Source organism: Bartonella sp. MR30HLJHH, from assembly GCF_042194195.1.
Taxonomy (GTDB): Bacteria; Pseudomonadota; Alphaproteobacteria; order Rhizobiales; family Rhizobiaceae; genus Bartonella; species Bartonella grahamii.
On sequence record NZ_JBHIMO010000007.1, the window covers coordinates 35,409 to 55,948 of the forward strand.

At 35.1% G+C, this 20,540-nt stretch carries 18 protein-coding genes and 2 tRNA genes; 7 read left to right on the forward strand and 13 right to left on the reverse strand.

What is annotated here, in order from left to right; genetic code table 11:
* Positions 1–733 precede the first annotated feature (733 nt).
* From thrS to ACFIKR_RS05600, 3 genes are all read right to left on the reverse strand, one after another.
* Positions 734–2,710, reverse strand: a complete 1,977-nt coding sequence (thrS, locus tag ACFIKR_RS05590; protein WP_375659157.1) for a threonine--tRNA ligase — start codon at positions 2,708–2,710, stop codon at positions 734–736.
* A gap of 110 nt (positions 2,711–2,820) precedes the next feature.
* The gene (gene yidD, locus ACFIKR_RS05595) at positions 2,821–3,171 is read right to left on the reverse strand and encodes a membrane protein insertion efficiency factor YidD (RefSeq protein ID WP_375659158.1); all 351 of its coding nucleotides are present in this window, start codon (positions 3,169–3,171) and stop codon (positions 2,821–2,823) included.
* Positions 3,172–3,600 (reverse strand): iron-sulfur cluster assembly scaffold protein, encoded by a 429-nt coding sequence (locus tag ACFIKR_RS05600; RefSeq protein ID WP_375659159.1) that lies wholly within the window; start codon positions 3,598–3,600, stop codon positions 3,172–3,174.
* Between the two features lie 125 nt (positions 3,601–3,725).
* On the opposite strand from ACFIKR_RS05600, the gene folE reads away from it, so the two are divergent.
* The 4 genes from folE (at position 3,726) to ACFIKR_RS05620 (ending at position 6,579) form a co-directional block, all read left to right on the forward strand.
* On the forward strand, positions 3,726–4,346 hold the full coding sequence (gene folE / locus ACFIKR_RS05605; RefSeq protein ID WP_375636064.1) for a GTP cyclohydrolase I FolE: 621 nt from the start codon (positions 3,726–3,728) through the stop codon (positions 4,344–4,346).
* 139 nt (positions 4,347–4,485) lie between these two features.
* A tRNA-Leu gene (locus ACFIKR_RS05610) sits at positions 4,486–4,570 on the forward strand.
* A gap of 193 nt (positions 4,571–4,763) precedes the next feature.
* A complete protein-coding gene (locus ACFIKR_RS05615) occupies positions 4,764–5,936 on the forward strand; it encodes an alpha/beta hydrolase (RefSeq protein WP_375659160.1) in 1,173 nt (390 codons plus the stop codon).
* Positions 5,937–6,072: 136 nt separating this feature from the next.
* Positions 6,073–6,579, forward strand: a complete 507-nt coding sequence (locus ACFIKR_RS05620; protein ID WP_375659161.1) for a hypothetical protein — start codon at positions 6,073–6,075, stop codon at positions 6,577–6,579.
* Between the two features lie 487 nt (positions 6,580–7,066).
* Here the strand turns inward: ACFIKR_RS05620 and ACFIKR_RS05625 are convergent.
* The 4 genes from ACFIKR_RS05625 to ACFIKR_RS05640 all read right to left on the reverse strand — a co-directional run bounded on the left by ACFIKR_RS05625 (position 7,067) and on the right by ACFIKR_RS05640 (position 10,334).
* Positions 7,067–7,142 (reverse strand) — tRNA-Thr (locus ACFIKR_RS05625).
* Between the two features lie 205 nt (positions 7,143–7,347).
* Positions 7,348–8,706, reverse strand: a complete 1,359-nt coding sequence (gene accC, locus ACFIKR_RS05630; protein ID WP_375659162.1) for an acetyl-CoA carboxylase biotin carboxylase subunit — start codon at positions 8,704–8,706, stop codon at positions 7,348–7,350.
* A 15-nt stretch (positions 8,707–8,721) separates the two neighbouring features.
* Entirely contained in the window at positions 8,722–9,219 is a 498-nt protein-coding gene (gene accB / locus ACFIKR_RS05635) for an acetyl-CoA carboxylase biotin carboxyl carrier protein (RefSeq protein WP_375659163.1), read from the reverse strand.
* Between the two features lie 242 nt (positions 9,220–9,461).
* Entirely contained in the window at positions 9,462–10,334 is an 873-nt protein-coding gene (locus tag ACFIKR_RS05640; protein WP_375659164.1) for a DsbA family protein, read from the reverse strand.
* Between the two features lie 346 nt (positions 10,335–10,680).
* Between ACFIKR_RS05640 and glpD the strand changes: the two genes are divergently transcribed.
* The 3 genes from glpD to cobT all read left to right on the forward strand — a co-directional run bounded on the left by glpD (position 10,681) and on the right by cobT (position 15,257).
* Positions 10,681–12,210, forward strand: a complete 1,530-nt coding sequence (gene glpD, locus ACFIKR_RS05645; protein WP_375659165.1) for a glycerol-3-phosphate dehydrogenase — start codon at positions 10,681–10,683, stop codon at positions 12,208–12,210.
* Between the two features lie 694 nt (positions 12,211–12,904).
* Entirely contained in the window at positions 12,905–13,885 is a 981-nt protein-coding gene (gene dusA, locus ACFIKR_RS05650; protein WP_375659166.1) for a tRNA dihydrouridine(20/20a) synthase DusA, read from the forward strand.
* A gap of 385 nt (positions 13,886–14,270) precedes the next feature.
* Positions 14,271–15,257, forward strand: a complete 987-nt coding sequence (gene cobT / locus ACFIKR_RS05655) for a nicotinate-nucleotide--dimethylbenzimidazole phosphoribosyltransferase (RefSeq protein ID WP_375659167.1) — start codon at positions 14,271–14,273, stop codon at positions 15,255–15,257.
* A 48-nt stretch (positions 15,258–15,305) separates the two neighbouring features.
* Here cobT and ACFIKR_RS05660 read toward each other — a convergent pair whose 3' ends face one another.
* The 6 genes from ACFIKR_RS05660 to rnr all read right to left on the reverse strand — a co-directional run bounded on the left by ACFIKR_RS05660 (position 15,306) and on the right by rnr (position 20,540).
* The gene (locus ACFIKR_RS05660) at positions 15,306–15,797 is read right to left on the reverse strand and encodes an Lrp/AsnC family transcriptional regulator (protein WP_015856433.1); all 492 of its coding nucleotides are present in this window, start codon (positions 15,795–15,797) and stop codon (positions 15,306–15,308) included.
* A 21-nt stretch (positions 15,798–15,818) separates the two neighbouring features.
* Entirely contained in the window at positions 15,819–16,448 is a 630-nt protein-coding gene (locus ACFIKR_RS05665; RefSeq protein WP_375659168.1) for a uracil-DNA glycosylase family protein, read from the reverse strand.
* 28 nt (positions 16,449–16,476) lie between these two features.
* Positions 16,477–17,034 (reverse strand): thermonuclease family protein, encoded by a 558-nt coding sequence (locus ACFIKR_RS05670; protein WP_375659169.1) that lies wholly within the window; start codon positions 17,032–17,034, stop codon positions 16,477–16,479.
* A 334-nt stretch (positions 17,035–17,368) separates the two neighbouring features.
* The gene (gene rpmG / locus ACFIKR_RS05675; RefSeq protein WP_004864083.1) at positions 17,369–17,536 is read right to left on the reverse strand and encodes a 50S ribosomal protein L33; all 168 of its coding nucleotides are present in this window, start codon (positions 17,534–17,536) and stop codon (positions 17,369–17,371) included.
* Between the two features lie 141 nt (positions 17,537–17,677).
* Complete coding sequence (locus ACFIKR_RS05680) at positions 17,678–17,941, reverse strand: hypothetical protein (protein WP_375659170.1); 264 nt, start codon at positions 17,939–17,941, stop codon at positions 17,678–17,680.
* A gap of 322 nt (positions 17,942–18,263) precedes the next feature.
* On the reverse strand, positions 18,264–20,540 hold the full coding sequence (gene rnr / locus ACFIKR_RS05685; protein ID WP_375659171.1) for a ribonuclease R: 2,277 nt from the start codon (positions 20,538–20,540) through the stop codon (positions 18,264–18,266).

The window sequence follows — 20,540 nt, forward strand, 5'->3', positions numbered from 1 at the left end:
TTTACCATGATACCTCGTGAATGATATAATGGTAAACCCGTTGAGTAACGCTATTTTTACACTTATGAAGGAGCAAGTCGGCATCATCATTATAAGTTTAGCCTGCCCTCAATGATTGCAACAATCTTAGCACTTGAGGCGGTTTATTGTGAGTATTTTAAAGTCCTTTCTCAATAATTTTTATCCACACACTCATTCCGCTTGTCTCGTGCAAGCGAATGATTTTGAAAGATACAACATAAACATATTTAAAATGAGAGAATTCTATGATATTCGAAACCTTCTTTAATATGAATAACGATATATTATCATTATAAATCAACATCTTGTCTTTTTTATAAGGGCTTATCTTACGAATAAGACATATCATTGTTCAGCTAATTTTACATATTTTTTATTAATAAATATAATCTTGTTTTCAGTCTTCTTGCTTGATGTCGCTATAATTATCGTAATGATCTATCCATGATAATAGCGCCATCTTTTCATTATAAAGGTAAAAGATTAATGTTATTATTAATATTCAATTGTCTATGATTTTTGCATTTAAACAGCTCATAGCTTACATTCAATTTTTTCACCAATCCACCTTGTAGAGAGTGATCACGCGATTCTTTCTGGTGATAGGTAGTTGTGCATGAAACAAAACGCACTACAACATCAAATTATTTCATTTTGTATAAAAATTGAAGATTTATAGTAAAAAATTAACGTATTACCATCTTCTGTGATGTTATGTATTTATTACACGCTGCAAATCCGGAGGTGTTGCTTCATTTGAGAGTTGCTTAATCACATCTTCTACAGATAAAAGGGTTTTATTTGTACTTCCTAAGCGGCGCATATTTACGCTGTTTGTTTCAGCTTCACGTTTACCACACACCAAAATTACGGGGACTTTTTGTAAAGAATGTTCTCGTATTTTATAGTTAATTTTTTCATTGCGGAGATCCATTGTTGCGGAAAGCCCAATAGCTCTAAGTTTTGCCGTTATTTTTTGGGCATATTCATTTGCTTCGGATGTAATTGTTGCAATAACAACTTGTTCAGGAGCAAGCCAAAGTGGCATATGTCCAGCAAAATTTTCGATTAATATACCGAGAAAACGCTCCATTGATCCAAAGATAGCACGGTGGATCATAACAGGTTGACGTTTTTCTGAATCTTTATCAATATAGAATGCACCAAAACGTTCGGGGAGATTAAAGTCTATTTGTGTTGTTCCACATTGCCATTCACGACCGATAGCATCCTTTAATGTATATTCAAATTTTGGACCATAAAATGCTCCTTCACCTGGAAGGATGCTTGTTTTGATTTGTCCTGCAAATTTTGTTTCAATTGTTTTAAGGACAGATTCCATGATACTTTCTGCATGATCCCATAATGCATCAGATCCAACTCGTTTTTCTGGACGTGTTGAAAGCTTAAGACTGATTTCTTTAAAACCAAAATCAGCATAAGTTGATAAAATAAGATCATTAATACTGAGACATTCATCGGCTAATTGTTCATCAGTACAAAAAATATGCGCATCATCTTGCGTAAAACCACGCACACGCATAAGACCATGTAAAGAGCCCGAAGGCTCATAACGATGAACAAGTCCAAATTCAGCAAGTCTAATAGGCAAATCACGATAAGATTTTAAACCATGTTTAAAAATTTGCACATGACCAGGGCAATTCATCGGTTTTAGGGCATAAACATTCCCATGATCTGAATTTTCTGCTGCTGGAATTACTTTGAACATATTCTCTTTATACCAGCCCCAATGGCCAGATATTTCCCAGAGTGACCTATCCAGAACTTGTGGTGCATTAACTTCAGCGTATTGATGATCATCAAGGCGTCTACGCATATAGTTGATCAAATTTTGGAACATTTTCCAACCTTTTTTGTGCCAAAAAATCATTCCTGGTCCTTCTTCTTGAAAATGAAATAAGTCCATTTCACGTCCCAAGCGGCGATGATCACGTTTTTCAGCTTCTTCTAGCATATGGAGGTAGGCTTTTAAGTCATTTTCATTTGCAAATGCTGTTCCATAAATTCTCGTAAGCATTGGATTATTGGCATCGCCACGCCAATAAGCTCCTGCGACTTTCATTAATTTGAAAGCAGTACCAATTTGCCCTGTAGATTGCATGTGCGGTCCGCGGCAAAGATCAAACCATTTTCCTTGATAATAAATTTTTAAATCTTGATTTTCAGGAATGCTATCAATAAGTTCAACTTTATAAAATTCCTTTTTCTCAGAAAAAATTTTTCTGGCTTTTTCACGAGACCAAATTTCTTTTCTAAAAGATTTATTGCGTTGGATAATTTCACGCATTTTCTTTTCAATGACGGTGAGATCATCTAATGTAAAAGGTTGTTGGCGTGCAAAATCATAATAGAATCCATTTTCAATGACAGGACCTATTGTTACTTGCGTTTCAGGAAAGAGTTCTTGCACTGCTTCAGCAAGGACATGGGCGCAATCATGCCTTATGAGCTCAAGAGCACGTGAATCTTCTCGGGTAATAATCTCTACTTGACCAGATTGTTCCAATGGATCCGATAAGTCTCGCGTGATACCATCAAGACTATAGGCGACTGCTTTTTTTGCGAGTGATTTAGAAATGGATTCTGCTAATTCCAAACCAGTCATTTCGGGGGGGTAATTACGTTTTGAACCATCAGGAAAAGAAAGAGAAACAGAGCAAGACATAAAAACACCCTTTTAATCCAATTCCGCTAACGATTGCGGATGGTTTCGTGAAAATTGAGTAAAAAGCTTATAGACTGATTTTTATCAATACATACGAAAAAAGAAAAGGATTATTTGTTGTGTTTGCCAGAAATTTTCCAGTAACGCCAAGGTTTATAAAAACAGCAAGAATTTCCAAGCGAAATAGGTACTGGATCAAAGCCATCTGTTCCAAAGGGCCCACAACGCATGATACGAAAGAGTCCTATCCATGCACCAGCCCAAAGCCCATGGCGTGCAATTGCTTCATATGTATATTCTGAACAAGTCGGGGCATGGCGACATTGATTGCCTATAAGACTTGAAAGTGTTATTTGATAGAAACGTATTAAGAAAATACCAAATAACCGTCCAGGTGTTTTTTGCCAAGTGCCTGTGTAATTTCGAGTCAATTTTTTTTGTCGAGATTGTGATTTGAACATTTATTTTTCTTCAATTTTTTGAATGCAGTCTATCGTTGCATCAAAGGGTAGTAGTGTTGCTGCATGGCGCACTTTATAGTCTTTAATGGGCTGTAAGCAAGAAAAATCCTCAAATGGAGCTTGAGGAGAAGGACCATTTTGCGTTAGCATTTGATAAATAACTTCACGCAATATTTTAAGATCTTGTGTTGTTTGTCCGATGATATGAGATGCTAAAAGTGAAGCCGATGCTTGCCCTAGCACACATGCGTGTATTTCATGGGCAAAATCCGTAACAATACCATTTTCCACTTTTAAATCTACAGTGATTGTCGAACCACAAAGGTGTGCATGTTTTCTTGATGTTGCATCAGGATTATTAAGACGCCCAATTTTGTCTATATGTGCAGCATATTCAAGTATTTTATCATTATAGATATTATCAATCATGCGCTATTACCTGAAATTTTGAGAGTCGTGATTGTTTAAACTTTTAATTCGCTTATATAGAGATTATACAAAATGAAATAGGTATGGAGCAAATGCTTTGTATAGAGTAAGCTTGGAGTTTTTGAATGCGTAATGTTGTTAAAGAAGACGCGAAGGATTCTTTTTTATCTGAAGAAAAGCGTCCGAGTATTGAAGAGGTGGAAGAAGCGATTCGTACATTACTCTTATGGATAGGGGAAAATCCAAATAGAGAAGGGCTTTTAGATACTCCAAGACGTATAGCCAAGGCATATCGCGAGCTTTTTAGTGGTTATAGTCAATCGGTTAAAGAAATCTTAGGTACAGTTTTTGAAGAGGTTTCAGGATACAATGAAGCCGTAATCGTAAAAAATATACCTTTTTATTCACACTGTGAGCATCATATGATCCCAATTATTGGGAAAGCACATATAGCATATCTTCCTAATGACAAAATTGTTGGCCTTTCAAAAATTGTACGTGTTGTAGATATTTTTTCTCGTCGTTTACAAACACAAGAAGCTATGACAGCGCAAGTGGCTCACGCGTTAAAAACGTATCTGAAGCCTCATGGTGTAGCAGTATTGATTGAGGCTGAGCACATGTGTATGGCTATGAGAGGAATCCAAAAACAGGGCTCTACAACAATTACAAAAAACTTTCATGGTTATTATGAAAAAGATCAAGCTGCACAAGCACACTTTATGATGATGATTCAAAGATCGTAGTAAAGTCCATATTTTTAGTAATCTCTATTAAGTTATAAATCGTTCGGATAGAAATAAATTATAAGAAAGAGAAAATTGGCTTGTACCTTTCTTTATGATTTGTTAAAGGCTAAAAACCGAAATGTTTTTCTTCCCACGTGCGGTCGTGGCGGAATTGGTAGACGCGCAGCGTTGAGGTCGCTGTGGGGCAACCCGTGGAAGTTCGAGTCTTCTCGACCGCACCAGTTAGCAGTGAGTCTCTCTGTAATGAGATGAAATTATGTAGAGAGAGGGGATTTATGCGCATTATAGAAAAATCTTTTTTGTATGTTATTTGTTGATGTGTTGCTAATAATGTTTCATTTTTTATTACTTTATCTGTGCATTTGAAATGTTATATTTTTATAGGGTGGGGGTGAAGTTGCAGTGAGAAGTATAATGATTTTGAGATATTTAACACTTCTTATTTGTATTTCTTTATTGTCAGCATGTAGTGATTCACGCGCTGTGCTTTGGCATGGAGTGCATGCAACTCCTTCTATGACTGCAGTAGAAAGGGACGTTGGAGGGAACCCGGTTTCTCCCAAAGCCATCATTCCAGTGTATGTTGCAACAAGTCGTATGATGCAAAATAATTATGCTCAACCTTATGGTGCAGAGCGATCAAATAAAGTACATTACAATCGCGTTGACGTAGGAATTCCTCAGCAACATACAAAGGGAGTTGTTGAAATAAATGCGTATAAACCTACGCATGATAAGTATTTTGCAGCAGTAGCATTGCAAAAATACGATAATAAAGAACAGTTTAAACAGCAATTAAATGCTGCTTTAGAAAAAAAGCCAAAAGGAAAAAGAGAAATTTTTCTTTTTATTCATGGGTATAATAATAATTTTGCAGATGGTACATTTCGTACAGCACAGTTTACACACGATTATTCTTTAAATGTTGTCGCTGTGCATTATTCTTGGCCTTCTGCCGGATCTGTTCCTCTTTATATTTATGATCGTGATAGTGCTAATTTTGCCCGTGACGGATTGATAGAGCTTTTAACACTTATTAGTGAAACCAATGCTGATCAGATTTCGGTTATTGCGCATTCTATGGGCAATTTTGTTATAATGGAAGCATTTAGAACTTTAGCCTTACAGAAAAAATATAAGCCTATTCGTCGTATTACAAGTTTATTAATGGCGGCACCAGACATTGATGTTGATGTATTTGAGCGCCAACTTAATGATATAAAAAAACTCCCGCAGCCAACAGCTATTTTAGTATCCAGAGCGGATAAAGCTCTCGCGGTTTCAGGACGCCTTACGGGTGGACATCATCGTGTGGGCGATGGCTCAGATATTGAAATGTTGCGTAAAAATGGAATAGCTGTTCTTGATTTCTCTCATGTGGATGGGGGAGCACACAATGTCTTTGCATCTTCGCCAACGTTGATGGCTCTTTCTCGGGAAGGTTCTTTGGCTTCCACAATTATGCAAGGTACAGAATTGTCACCTAGTCAAGCCCTTCTTGCTGATGGTAGTAGTGTGTTGGAAAAAACAACACATCTTATTCTTTATACACCTGTACGTTTTCTCTCTCCACGGATTTCACGTTGATAGTGAAAAGAGAGAAGGGGTTCCATTGAATAATGCATTGGAGGTAATATTTTTAGCACTTTCTTTAGAATGGCTTTGTAAAATGAAAAACAAATAGTGGGATGAATGTAAAAAACAGTCATTAGGTGAGTTTGTGATGATTACACGGAAACGCTATGTTAATACGCCTACAGTTGTTGATTATTTATCTCATTCCGCAATTAAGTTGTTAGACATTCATGCTATGCTTGTGAAGGTGAGAAAAGGTGATATGGGGGAAAAACCAAATTTATTGCGTCAAATTGATTCTACAAAAAAACAGTTAGATGAGATAAGTCATGCTCTTATTTTAGAATATCGTAAACGCCAAGAAAATGAGCGTTTTTTAAAACAAATTCTGTTATCCATTTCCGATCAACTTTTTGCACTTAATAATGGTTTTAAGGAAACAGGACGTCTTTTTTTTCAAGAAGTTAGAATACTTCAATCTCATATGCAATGTTTATATGAGGGAAAGGAGAGGCTGCATTTGTTGAATAGCCAAGAATCTTTTTGTTCTCCATCAAAGATTGATGAAGTCATTAAACAGTTACAAAAAGCACGAGAAAAGCTTATTCTTGAAAGTCCACATCTCTTTGAAAAAAGTACAAAAGCTAAACAATAAAAGTTCTTTTAGTTGAGCAAATAGATAATTTGAATTTTACAGCAAAAAACGCTGTTAGATAGAAGGTTATAATCTTATTAAAGAAAAGAATTTTATTTAATAAATGAAACACATGTATTTTATAATCACACTCTTTATCGCATCAAAGCTTTAAAAGACTTTGGTTATATCTTTGGTAAAGTTAAGGCTGATGCATTAGATGGCTTTATTGAAGAAAATGTTTGCGTAAAGAACTTTACAAAAAAACTTTCTGATTCTTTTAATAATAGTTCACTGGATAATTTTGCCAATGTTATGAAGTTGTTAGTATATTCATTAGAAACTTAAACTTTAATATTTTTCGTAGTAGGAATTAGCTGAATTTGAAGCATTAAAAAAGAAGTTTGATAAAAATAACACGCCTTGTAAATTCACGTCCAGCTCCACCTTCTCTTGGATTTAAAAATGCTCGGAAAATGAATAAGCTACACGTAATTAAAAAAGCATATGGTGCCCCCAGAGAGACTCGAACTCCCGACCCCCTGATTACAAATCAGGTGCTCTACCAACTGAGCTATAAGGGCGTAACCATGTAGGAGTTAACACAAACTCACAAAAAGGAAAACAGAAAATTATCAAATTTTGTACATATTAAAAGAAAACTATATAACAAATAAAAAAATAACCAACTTATTTCCTCTTTTACTACTTTTTACAGCAAGGTTGGAATTATCCTTATGTTGATACCTTATAGAATCTTTTACAGGAATTCACCATTTTGCTATCGAATTACGAATCTGAAGACTTTGATTGATGAGCAAGGTATTTTTCTAGCCAGTGAATATTATAATTACCATCAGCAACATCTTGATTATTAATAAGATCGCGAAAAAGAGGTAGTGTAGTTTTTATTCCATCGACGACAAATTCATCTAAAGCACGCCGTAGACGCATCATACATTCTAAACGAGTACGTCCATGAACAATTAGCTTTCCAATCATGCTATCATAATAAGGAGGGATACGATAACCTGAATAAGCACCTGAATCAACACGAATCCCCAAACCTCCAGGTGTATGAAAATGTGTAATAGTTCCAGGTGATGGCGTAAAGTTAATAGGATCTTCTGCATTAATACGGCATTCAATGGCATGACCAGAAAAACAGACATCATCTTGTGTCACTGAAAGCTTGCAGCCTGATGCAATATGAATTTGTTCATGGACTAAATCTATACCTGTAATTTCTTCAGTTACAGGATGTTCGACTTGTAAACGCGTATTCATTTCAATAAAATAAAATTCGCCATTTTCATAAAGAAATTCAATAGTACCAGCTCCACGATATCCAAGTTGGGCACAGGCATTTGCAACAATACTGCCAATTTTTTTCCGTTCAGATTCATTAAGTGCAGGTGATGTAGCTTCTTCCCATACTTTTTGATGCCGTCGTTGAAGTGAACAATCGCGTTCTCCTAAATGAATAGCATTTCCCGCACCATCACCTATGACTTGAATTTCAATATGACGGGGTTTTTCTAAATATTTCTCTATGTAAACAGCGTCATCACCAAAAGCAGCTTTCGCTTCTGAACGCGTTGTTTTGAGAGCTATAGAAAATTCTTGTTCAGAATGAACGACTTTCATACCACGTCCACCACCACCGGCAGAAGCTTTGATAATAACTGGATAACCAATTTCACGAGCAGTGCGTAAAGCATCTGATTCTTCAGTGACTGCTCCATCTGAACCGGGAACTACAGGAATACCAAGTTTTTTAGCGGTTTTCTTTGCTTCGATTTTATCGCCCATGATTCGGATATGAGTAGCTGTTGGACCGATGAATGTAATATCATGGGCTTCTAGAACATCTGCAAATTTTGCATTTTCAGAAAGAAAGCCATAACCTGGATGAACAGCATCAGCTCCTGTAATTTCACAAGCAGCAATAATTTGCTGAATACTCAAATAAGAATCGCGAGCAGGAGGAGGTCCAATACAAACGCTTTCGTCAGCAAGCCGAACATGCATTGCATCTGCATCAGCGGTAGAATGAACAGCCACGGTTTTTATGCCAAGTTCTTTACATGCACGCAAAACGCGAAGAGCAATTTCTCCCCGATTAGCAATGAGGATTTTTCGAATCATGGTTGCCCCCTCGCTTTATTCAACAATAATAAGTGGTTCACCAAATTCAACAGGTTGGCCATCTTTGACAAGAACAGTGGTTACCGTGCCTGAGCGTGGTGATGAAATTTGATTCATTGTTTTCATGGCTTCAATAATAAGTAATGTCTCCCCTTCAGAAACATTTTGTCCTACTTCTACAAAAGGTTGCGCGCCTGGTGAAGGTGCAAGATAAGCTGTTCCAACCATCGGAGAGGTTATTGTGTTTTTTGATTTATCTTCTTGGATAGATTGTATAGGAGATTCAGTTGTTGGGACTGGAGAAGATGTTACAGAAAAAGTAGGAGTAGAAACAGGAGGATAGATGGCTTGCTCAGAAGAAGTTAAGGTATTTTGACGTGAGACACAAATACGAAGCTCCCCTTGTTCAACTTCAATGTTCGTTAAATTGGTATCATTCAAAATTTCAGCAAGATCACGAATAATTTTCGTATCAATTGCGGTTTTTGCCGAATCCATTTTTTTTGTTGCCATTTTATTTCTAACTCCTTGATCAATGAAGATCGTCATTATCTCATTTTATGACTGCATATCTCTAGATTAGGGATGATATTTTTTGAGGCTTTAAAGATTTTTATTTCCTTTAAATCATTATACTTTGCAATTTAAAACTCGTATCTGCTTTACGCAAAATTGCACTTATAAGCCTGTTATCAAAAAAGAGAAAGCATAAAATTACCTCATTTACAGTATTCTTCCTAAAACTGATCAGGTATTCACCGTGTATTGTTTATCGCTTGTTTTAGAGTATCTTGTCTGGCTGCGCCAATGAATATTTTATTACCAATAATGTAAGAAGGTGTTCCCGTAATATGAAGTTTAGAGGCAATTTGGATATTTTCTTTAAAAGCGTTTTGTAGAGTGGGATCTTTTATTGCATTACGTAGTTTTTTTTCATCTGCTCCTAATGAAACAGCTACTTTAATAGCTTTAGCTTCATTTGCGCGGCCCTGATACATTAAAAGCGTTTTGTGAAACTGAGGATATTTCTCTGGAAATTGTTTTCGAAATACGTAGGCAACAGTATGGGCTGCCATAGAATCAGAGCTTAAAATTGGTAAATCCTTAATAATAACCTTTAAATCTGGATATTCTTTTATCAAGTCTTCTATATGTGAATAGGAACTTTTACAATATCCACAGTTGTAATCAAAAAAATTGACAAGCACTTTTTTACCATTTGGGTTTCCCAAAACGGCGTCATGAGGAGAATGAAAAATTTCTTTTTCTAATAAATGGATGACAGAAGTTTGTATTTTGTTTTCGTATTCGTTCTGTTTTTCCAGCTTATCTTGAAGAATAAGCTGCATTTCAATCAGAACTTCTGGATGAGTAAGAAGGTACTCTCTGACAATTTGTTGAATATGATGAAAATTATTATGTGGTATCATTTTTTCTTTAAGCTTAGATAAAAAGCTAGAATCTTCCAAAAGTTGTGTTTTAAGCTTTTCTAAGCTTAAATGATTTGCTGTTTTTGAGTGTGATGTTGCGTTTGATAAAGAAGGTAAAAAGATTAAAATACTCGACATAACTGGGACTAAAATTTTTGAAAGAGGTGTTATTTTCGAATTTTGAGAGTGATGAGTCATCTGTATACCTTCATATTTCCTAGTGTGTCATTGAGTGAACTATATGAAAAGCGTTATCTATGTGCAATAAAGCATTTAGCTATAGTGTGTATTTAAGAATGAGAAAAAACATCAATTTTTCTCTAAAAAGACTTCATATGATGAACCTTGGCTTGGCAAGGATTATTTTTTGTAAAAGATAAAAAATTTCTCTTTAATTTGTCAAATGTTGTTTTGATGTGTAAGGGTATCAAAAGCTTTTTGTGCGTGTTTATTTTAGGAAAAAGTACGTTGATAATACAATGAAGAACACTTGTATTATTTTTTTCCTATTGCTTTATTGAGTACTGAGAAACAAAATTAAATAATGAAAAGTGAAATTATGAAAACCACAACACATTATGAGCTGTTTATCATTGGGGGAGGGATAAACGGGTGTGGATTGGCAAGAGATGCAGCAGGACGCGGATTTAAAGTGGGATTGGCTGAAATGAACGATCTTGCATCTGGGACCTCAAGTGCGTCAACAAAGCTTATTCATGGTGGGCTTCGTTATCTTGAACACTATGAGTTCAAACTTGTTCGTGAAGCATTGAAAGAACGCGAGATCATTTTACGTATGGCTCCACATATTGTGCGTCCTTTGCGTTTTCTTCTTCCCTATCATAAAGAATTGCGTCCTGCTTGGATGTTGCGTTTTGGACTTTTTATTTATGATTATTTAGGGAATTGGAATCAGAAATTGTGGCGTAGTAAAACGATTAATTTTTCAAAAAAATTTTGCTCTACACTGAAGAAAGAATATCAGAGAGGTTTTGAATATTCTGATGCAAGAGTAGACGATGCGCGTTTAGTTATTGGCAATGCTCGTGATGCAGAAAAGTGGGGAGCTGATATAAAAGTACGAACAGAAGTTCTCTCTTTAAAAAAAGAAGGCAATAAATGGCGTATCGTTCTTCAAGACAAGTTAAGTAGTAAAGAATATAGTGTCACAGCTTCTTATGTCGCGAATATGACAGGACCTTGGATTGATCATGTTTTAGCAAACATATTAGACTGTAAAGAACATCCATCAGTACGACTTGTTAGAGGTTCTCATATTTTGGTTCCCAAGCTTTATACTCATGATCGTGCTTATATTTTTCAAAATGGTGATGGGCGTATTATATTTGCTATTCCGTATCAAGAAGAATTTACCTTGCTTGGAACAACAGATTGTAATTATCAAGGAGATCCGGCTGACGTTCATATTACTGATACAGAAATTGATTACATTTGTGCAGCAGCCAGTGAATATTTCATACAACCAGTGTTACCTGAAACAATTGTCTGGTCTTACTCTGGAGTTCGTCCACTCTATGATGATGGAGCTTCAAAAGCACAAGAAATTACGCGCGATTATGTTTTAAAAGAAATGGGAACAGGAACAACACCAAAGATTCTTAATCTTTACGGAGGAAAGATTACAACTTATCGTAAATTGGCTGAAGATGCGATGAAATTTGTTGAAAAAGCGCTTGGTAAAAAGGGAGCATCATGGACAGCTAAGACAGTACTTCCAGGGGGTGATTTTCCCTATAATCAATTAGATATAATCGAAAATAAGATTGCTCTTTTGATGCCAGATTTAGATGCTTTTACACATCGCAGGCTTGCACGCTCCTATGGTACGGAAGCATTAGTGATATTTGAACATGGTGAGGCAAATAGAGGAAAAGATTTTGGACATGGGCTTTATGAAGTAGAAGTAAAATGGTTGATGGAAAAAGAATGGGCTAAAGTATGTGAAGATGTGTTATGGCGTCGTTCAAAACTTGGTCTCCTATTTAATGAACAAGAGGTTGACATTCTTTCTTCCTATATGCAAAGCAAACAAGAGATTGAACAACGTTTATGATCATTTCATTTTACAGATTTTATCTGCAATATTGTAAAATATTTTCCTTCAAGAGATACTGATGTCAATCATACATATTAAAAAGACAATGATTGTCTATGCCCTAATTTTAGTTTTTTTGCAAGAATCATAAAATGGTAAAATTAGATAAAACATTTAGGATGAAATTTATCTATCTTATAAAGTGAAATCCAAGAATATTACCAAGAATAATTCATTGAAAAAAAATGATTTATAATTAGATTCATGTAAATAAGGATTTTTGCTCTTTCTTGAGGAGAAGATAAAAGTACTTTCTGTAGCGTTTATTTGCACAATAAGTTAAAAAAATCTAAAGAAAATTAAATCTATTATGAAAAGTTGTACAATGTTTTAGTTTATCGTTTATTATCTTAAACGCTGCGCTAAATCATGTAAGGATAGAAGCTTGATGAGCGTAAGAAGAAATTGTAAATGAGTTTTTTATATTATAGTAAAAAATTTTTTCATGTTTATATACCTGAACACTAATCTATGAGAAATGCCATATTGTGTTTTATCATGATTGATTGTAGTAAACCTTTATATCAATTGAAAATAATGGGCTGTTATTATACTCATGATAGTATAAGAGAATAAAACTTTCCGTAAACTAAAAATAAGTATTTTTCTATGTATAAAGAGAGAGCTATAGGGATATGAGAGTAATACCCTCATGATATTTTACAACCTTCCATCGCCTGTAAAATTTGCAGTAGCACCAATGTTGGACTGGACAGACCGACATTGCAGGTTTTTTTATCGTCTTTTAACGAAAAAAGCACTTCTTTATACGGAAATGATGGTAGCAGATTCTGTCATTCATGGTGTTCGCGAACAATTGTTGGCTTTTAGCGATAAAGAACGTCCAGTTGCATTACAATTAGGGGGGGCAGATCCGAAGAAGTTAGCAGAAGCTGCACGAATTGCTGAAGATTTTGGCTACAACGAAATAAATCTCAATGTCGGTTGCCCATCAAATCGTGTTCAAGCTGGTGTCTTTGGGGCTTGTTTGATGCTACATCCAGACATTGTGGCAAATGCCGTGGAAGCGATGAAACGAGAGGTTACTATACCAGTAACTGTCAAATGTCGGATTGGAGTGGACGAACAAGATGAAGAGTTAGCGTTAGATCTTTTGGCTAATCAGGTTTGGAATGCTGGATGTGATGCGCTCTGGATACATGCACGTAAGGCATGGTTACAAGGATTGAGTCCGAAAGAAAATCGCAATATTCCGCCCCTTAATTATGAAAGGGTTTATAAATTAAAACGTAAATATCCTCATAAATTCATTGGGATAAATGGTGGAATTAAATCGATTGGTGAGATCAAAGAACACTTAACTTTCTGTGATGCTGTCATGCTTGGTCGCCAAGTTTATCATGATCCAGCTTTGTTAAAACATATTGATTTTGAACTCTATGATGAGGCGCAAAATAATCTGAGTGAGAGTGATCTTATTGAGATTATGTGTGATTATGCGGCTCGACATATTGCATCGGGAGGGCGGCTTTCTCATGTGACGCGTCACATGATTGGTTTATTTCATGGGCGGGGTGGGGCACGTCGATGGAGGCAAATATTATCAAATGACGCAACAAAACCAAATGCAGATATATGTATTTTAAAAGAAGCTTTTTATGCTCTCATTTAATCACAGCCTGACAATTAACATATGTTAAAATTGAGATCCTTTGTGTTTTGATTTCTTTATGATCATTTTGATCCCTTCGATTTTATAAGTTTCTGAAAATTTGCAACTTTTGTTATAGAAGGAATGTTAGAATTTATATATTAAACAACACGCTGATTGCTCCTATTTAATAGAGAAATAGGTTAAGAGCATAATGTAAAAATAGTAATAACATATTGATAATATTTAAAATCTTTCATGTTCGTTATTTGATTAGAAAATAGAAATCATTGCTTTCATAATATTTAACGTTTTTAAAGCACTGTTTAAAAAAACAATAAATTATTCATATCCTGTATATATGACGTGATTTTCATAAACATTGTAGATTTTAAAAGGTATCCTTATGACCGCTAGTCCATTTGATGATTTTCGTGCTTTGCTTACAAATTTACCTGTTGCTGATGAGTTTTCTATAATCTTGGCAAAAAAACGGCAAAAAAACTTAACAAAAGAGCAAGGAACATTGGGAAAACTGGGAGACATTGCTGTTTGGTATGCGGGATGGAGGGGCACAGAAAAACCTATCGTAACGCGACCTTTGGTTGCTATTTTTTCTGGAAACCATGGTATAGTAGAAGAAAATGTTACACCATTTCCACAATCTATGACACAAAAGATGGTGCAAAATTTTGCATCTGGTGGAGCTGCTATTAATCAAATTTGTATTGCTTATGATCTTGGATTAAAAATATTTGATTTAGCATTGGAATATCCAACAATGAATATTACGAAGGATGCTGCAATGGATGAGCGGAGTGCAGCTGCTACAATGGCATTTGGAATGGAATCCATTGCGGGTGGGACAGATCTTTTATGTATTGGAGAAATGGGAATTGGAAACACAACAATAGCTTCAGCTTTATGCTTAGCATTGTTTGGAGGAGAAGTGGAAGAATGGACAGAAAATGGTATGGAATCAGAAGGTGATTTTTATCAGCGCAAAATCGCAGCGGTTAATACAGCTATTTCTTTGCATAAGGATTATTTTAATGATCCTTTTGAGATAATGCGTCGCTTAGGAGGACGTGAAATTGCTGCTATGGTTGGTGCTATTTTAGCAGCAAGAATAGAAAAAATACCTGTTATTTTAGACGGTTTTGTGGCAACAGCAGCTGCAGCGGTCCTTTATAAAATGCATCCAAAAGCTCTTGATCATACTCTTGTTGGACATGTTTCTTCTGAGGCAGCTCATCGTAAACTTTTAAAAAAAATTGGCAAAGAACCACTTCTTGATTTGGGGATGCGTCTTGGTGAGGGGACAGGAGCAGCTATGGCAGCTGGTATTGTCAAAGCTGCTGTTTTAACACATGCACAAACGGTGGTTTTTTAACAAGAAAGTTTGAATGCCTAAAAGATAATGAGACGATATAAAAAACTCTTAAGAGTTTTGTTCATGCGTCTTGTCGTGTAATTTAATATAATTAAGTGGAAGTTCCGTTGTATATTTAATCTGTTCCATTGCGAAAGAAGATGAGACATCACGGATGTCAATTTTAGAAATTAATTTTTTATAAAAAAGATCATAAGCTTCAATATTGGGTACAACAACACGCAATAAATAGTCAATATCTCCGCTCATTCGATAAAATTCAATGACTTCACGGAATTCTTGCACAATTTTTGAAAAACGCTTAAACCATTCATGACTATGTGTGTTTGTGCGAATAGACACAAAAACAGTGACATGCGCATTTACTTTTTCTGGAGAAAGAACGGCAACACGACGCTGAATGACGCCATCTTCTTCAAGTTTTTGAATTCTACGCCAGCAAGGAGTGGTCGAAAGTCCCACTTTTTTAGCAATATCAGCAACAGAAAGTGTCGCATTTTCTTGCAAAAGATGTAAAATTTTTCGGTCAAGACGATCCATATTTTTTCTCAATATTTTAATTTATAAAAATTTACGCACTAAACGGCGCAGATATACAATAAGCTCATCGTTAAACCATGGGTTTTTCTGTAACCAAGAAGTATTTCGCCATGATGGATGAGGCAGAGGCATAACATTATAGCCTTGAGGTTGGGGGATGGAAAGAATATTTCTCCAATCACTAACGGTTGCTGAAACAGTTTTATGTTTTAATTCTGTAATATGCCACTTTTGCGCATAACTGCCAATAGCAAGAACAAGCTTTATTTGAGGCATCGCTTGGAATATCTTTTCATGCCATATTTCTCGACATTCACGCCTTGGTGGTAAATCAGCTTTATTGTTGTCATAACCTGGAAAACAAAATCCCATAGGAACAATAGCAAAAAGAGATTTGTTATAAAATTCTTCTTTTGTTACACCCAGCCAATCACGTAGCCTTTTGCCAGAGCGATCATTAAAAGGGATGGAAGTTTCATGGACACGCAATCCTGGTGCTTGTCCTGCAATTGCAATCAAAGCCGTATCGGATAAATAAACGACGGGATTTGGTTCGTGAGGAAGAGGAGGAAAATAATGTGGTTGCTGGATACAAACACGGCAGGAATAGATTTTTTTTTCAAGTTTAATAATCTGATTACATCGTTTCATTGGTCAATGAAATTAAAAAATATTTTTCTTATTCAATGCGAGGATTTGCTTTGCGCCATTCTCGCGGTCGTTGAAAACTTGATGCCCATATTCCTTTCTTTTTCTTTCTAGCTTCTTGTTCTTCTTTGGGGTATGCATAATAGCTTACAGCCCAACCATTATGTACAAGCGTTGCATTGATATTGCTAACGTGTTTTGTTTTACATGTTGCAAGAACACGACGGTATTGATCTGTTTTATGCCAGTGACATGTGACAGTTTGATTTTCTAGTAGTTGTTTTAAATATTTTTTAGCCTCAAGTCCACAAGGGTAGCGTTCCTTCTTTTTTCCACAAAATTGGTGGAGTTCAGGAGCATCAATTCCAACCAGTCGAATCTTAATTGAAGAAATCATGATAGAATCGCCATCAATGATTACTGCATTTCCTTTAACAGAGTTTTGAGAAGAAAAATTTTCTTTTTGAGGCAACGGCTGATTCTGCTTAAAATAAATTAACATAACAATAAGAACGCTAGCAGCAACAAAAATATTGAAATCAGTGATTTTTTTTAAGCTTCTTAGATTAAAATGAGAATTTTTTTTCATGAAATCAAGAAACGGCTAACATTATTATAACGTACTCTATTTCAGTATTGCTTATAATTCGTTCGAGAAACTTTATTCATATGACGAAACAATGTCTCGTTTTAATGACAAAATTTTCGTTAGATATCACAATAATCAAATACTCATGTAGAATATATGTAAGCAACTTAAATAATAAATCAACTTATCCAAGTCCGTACAAAACATACAAATTGTAAAGTAATTTTTTAAACTTAAGGAAACAAAAAAACACCCCTCAAAAAATAACTTTGAAGAGCAATATCCCCACATTTCTTTGGGAGTATAAAATCTATCAATTCAATGATAAGTCTATTTATTTAATTTTTGTTTCTTTAAATTCAACGTGTTTTTTTACAACTGGATCATATTTACGCTTGCTCATTTTATCTGTCATTGTACGGCTGTTTTTCTTTGTTACATAGAAAAAACCAGTATCTGCAGTTGATAAAAGCTTGATCTTAATGGTTGCTGCTTTAGCCATAATGTAAAAACCCTATTTATACTGAAAAATATTATTTTGCTATCAAAACCTATTTCTGATGTCATCAGATTTTCCAGCAACACTACGGATGTTCTCAAAAAAGTCAAGAGCTGATTAATTTTCTCATAAGTTGAACAAACACTAAAGTGACATATAAACTAAAAAACTTAAGAATCTTATGGCCATCATAAATAATATCGTTTTAGAAATGCCTAGGCATAAGGCGATTCGAGAAGTAAAAGTAGCGGCAACAATTGTGGCAATTCCACCGATAGTTCCACTATAGCCGATCATACTATTGGAAATACCTTTCTCTGCCATAAGAAGAGAGACAAGTTGTGTTCCTATTCCCAATGCTGTTCCAACGGTGCCAATAGTTACAATAGCTGCAATAATTGCACGCAAAGAATTTTTTTGAGAGTCAAAAGCTTTTTTTCATGAGAATGCCTTAAGGTACTTTTGTTTATTTAAACAATAAAAAGATGAGCTGAAATGAAAGGGAGACCAAACTATTCTTTGCAGTTTCTCTCATCCCCTGAGTATAAAAAACTGCAAGATTTTTATATGGTTATTATAGAGATAACAATAAAATTTATCCTCTTTTATACTAAAGAAAGAAGATTGTACACATAAAATAATAAAAGTATTATATAATATAAGTCATTTCTTAACTTGAAATTATTCATTATTTTATTATTTATATTCTATTTAATGGAGGACAAGAAGCTTAATTTTTTCTTTTCCCATAAAAAGTATGCTTTTGTTTTTTTAATTTGTTTTTATGGTAGGATGTCGGTGAAAATTTTATTGGACGAGGTTTTGTTAAGAGTTCAAAGCATAAAGCGCCAGCAAAAGGGTGTACCGTTATAAGTTTTACTTCTACAACATCACTGAGCTGATAGCCTTTATGGCTACGCTGTCCTACAAGAATATGTTGTGCTTCATCAAAATGATAATAATCATTTTTAAGTGTGGAAATATGGACAAAACCATCTGTATTGAGTTTATCAAGTGAGATAAAAAGACCTGCTTTTGTAACTCCGGAAATGCGACCTGTAAAAATACGGCCAATTTTATTCGTTAAATAGTGAGCAACAAGCCGATCAATAGTTTCCCTTTCAGCCATCATTGCACGGCGCTCGTATAAAGAAATTTTCGTAGCAATTTCTGGAAGATTTTGTTCTTGTGTATCTGTTAATTGATCATTTCCTAATTTCAGCGTTTTAATGAGTGCTCGATGAATAATAAGATCAGCATAACGACGAATGGGGGATGTAAAATGTGTATAATTATGTAGGTTTAAACCAAAGTGGCCGATATTTTTTGGATTATACTCAGCTTGAGATTGTGAGCGCAGAATAACTTGGTTGATCAATTCTTTTTGTGGTGTATTCGTCACTTTTGCCAGAATGCTATTAAGGCGCGCTGAGGTAAGTTCGCTTCCGCGGGAGAGTGGTATCCCCAAACTTTGAAGAAAGCTCCGAAGTATTTCTTGCTTAGCAAGAGAAGGTTTTTCATGAATACGATAAATGAGGGGCTGGTGATGTTGTTTTAATGTTTCAGAAGCTGCAATATTGGCTTGTATCATAAACTCTTCAATTAAACGATGCGTTTCTAATTGTGTTTCACTCACAACATCTTTTATGCATCCATTTTGATCAAGAATAATCTTTTTTTCTGCAATTTCTAATTCTAGTGGTTGGCGACGATTTCGCGCAGCTTTAAGGCATGTATAGGCTTCCCATAAGGGTTGCAAAATGCTCTCAAAAAGAGCGGCTGTTTTTTCATTTATATTCCCTTCAATTGCCAATTGTACTTCTTGATAAGAAAGCTTGGCTCTTACACGAATCATAGTACGATGAAAACTATGTTTTCGTTTATTACCGTTTGCATCAAAAATCATACGAACGGCTAAAGCTGGTCTTTCTTTTCCTTCACGCAGAGAACATAAATCATGAGAAAGGCGTTCAGGTAACATTGGCACAACGGTATCGGGAAAATAAACAGAATTTCCGCGTTTCAATGCTTCTTTATCTAATGCGCTTCCTGTTTTGATATAGTAAGAAACATCTGCAATGGCCACAATAATAATCCAACCATCATTATTTGCTGGGTCCTTATCCTTGGTTGCATAAACTGCATCATCATGGTCTTTTGCATCTGGTGGATCAATTGTAATAAATGGTAATTGCCGCCAATCTTCACGATTATTCATATTGGCAGCTTTGATATGTTTGACTTGCTCAAGAACACTTTCAGGAAAAATATAAGGAATTCCTTTCGAAAGAAGTGCTATCATTGAGAGTGTTTTTTCACTCTTAATATGCCCTAAAACATTCTTTATTTTTGCGCTCTTTAATCCGTAACCAGTATTTTTTTTAATTTCAACTTCAACGAGATCACCAATTTTAACCTTCATTTCTGGAGACATTTCAACAATGAGTTCATTCGTTTTGCGGTCTATAGGATCAAGGCGCCATTGATTATTTTCAAATTTTCGTACAATAGCAAATGCGCTTTTGGGAGATACATCAATTTTACGAATAATTCGTCCCGTATAAGGGGGGCTTGAGCTTTCAGTATTTTTATTTTGAAAAACTTTTACAAGAATATGATCTCCAACACCAATGCTACTTCCTTTTATGTGATGAAAAGAGTGTATTTCAATATTGGGCTTTGGAGAATCTTCCCATTCAAGAGGTTGTGCAATAAAACTTCCATCTTTATCACGTCCGCTAATTTTTACTAAAGTAACAGGAGGTAATTTTCTTTTGCTTATTGCTTTTTTGCGTTGTTTAGATATAAGACTTTTATCCTTCAACTCACGTAATATATCTCTAAGCCAAATACGAGAATCGCCTTTTAAGTTAAAAGCTTTGGCGATTTCTCGTTTACTTGAGTGGTTAGGATTCTCATTTATAAAGGAAAGGATTTCTTCCTTATTGGGAAAATTTTTCCCTTTGAATGAAGAGAGATATTTTATGTTTTTTTCACCTTTAGCCAA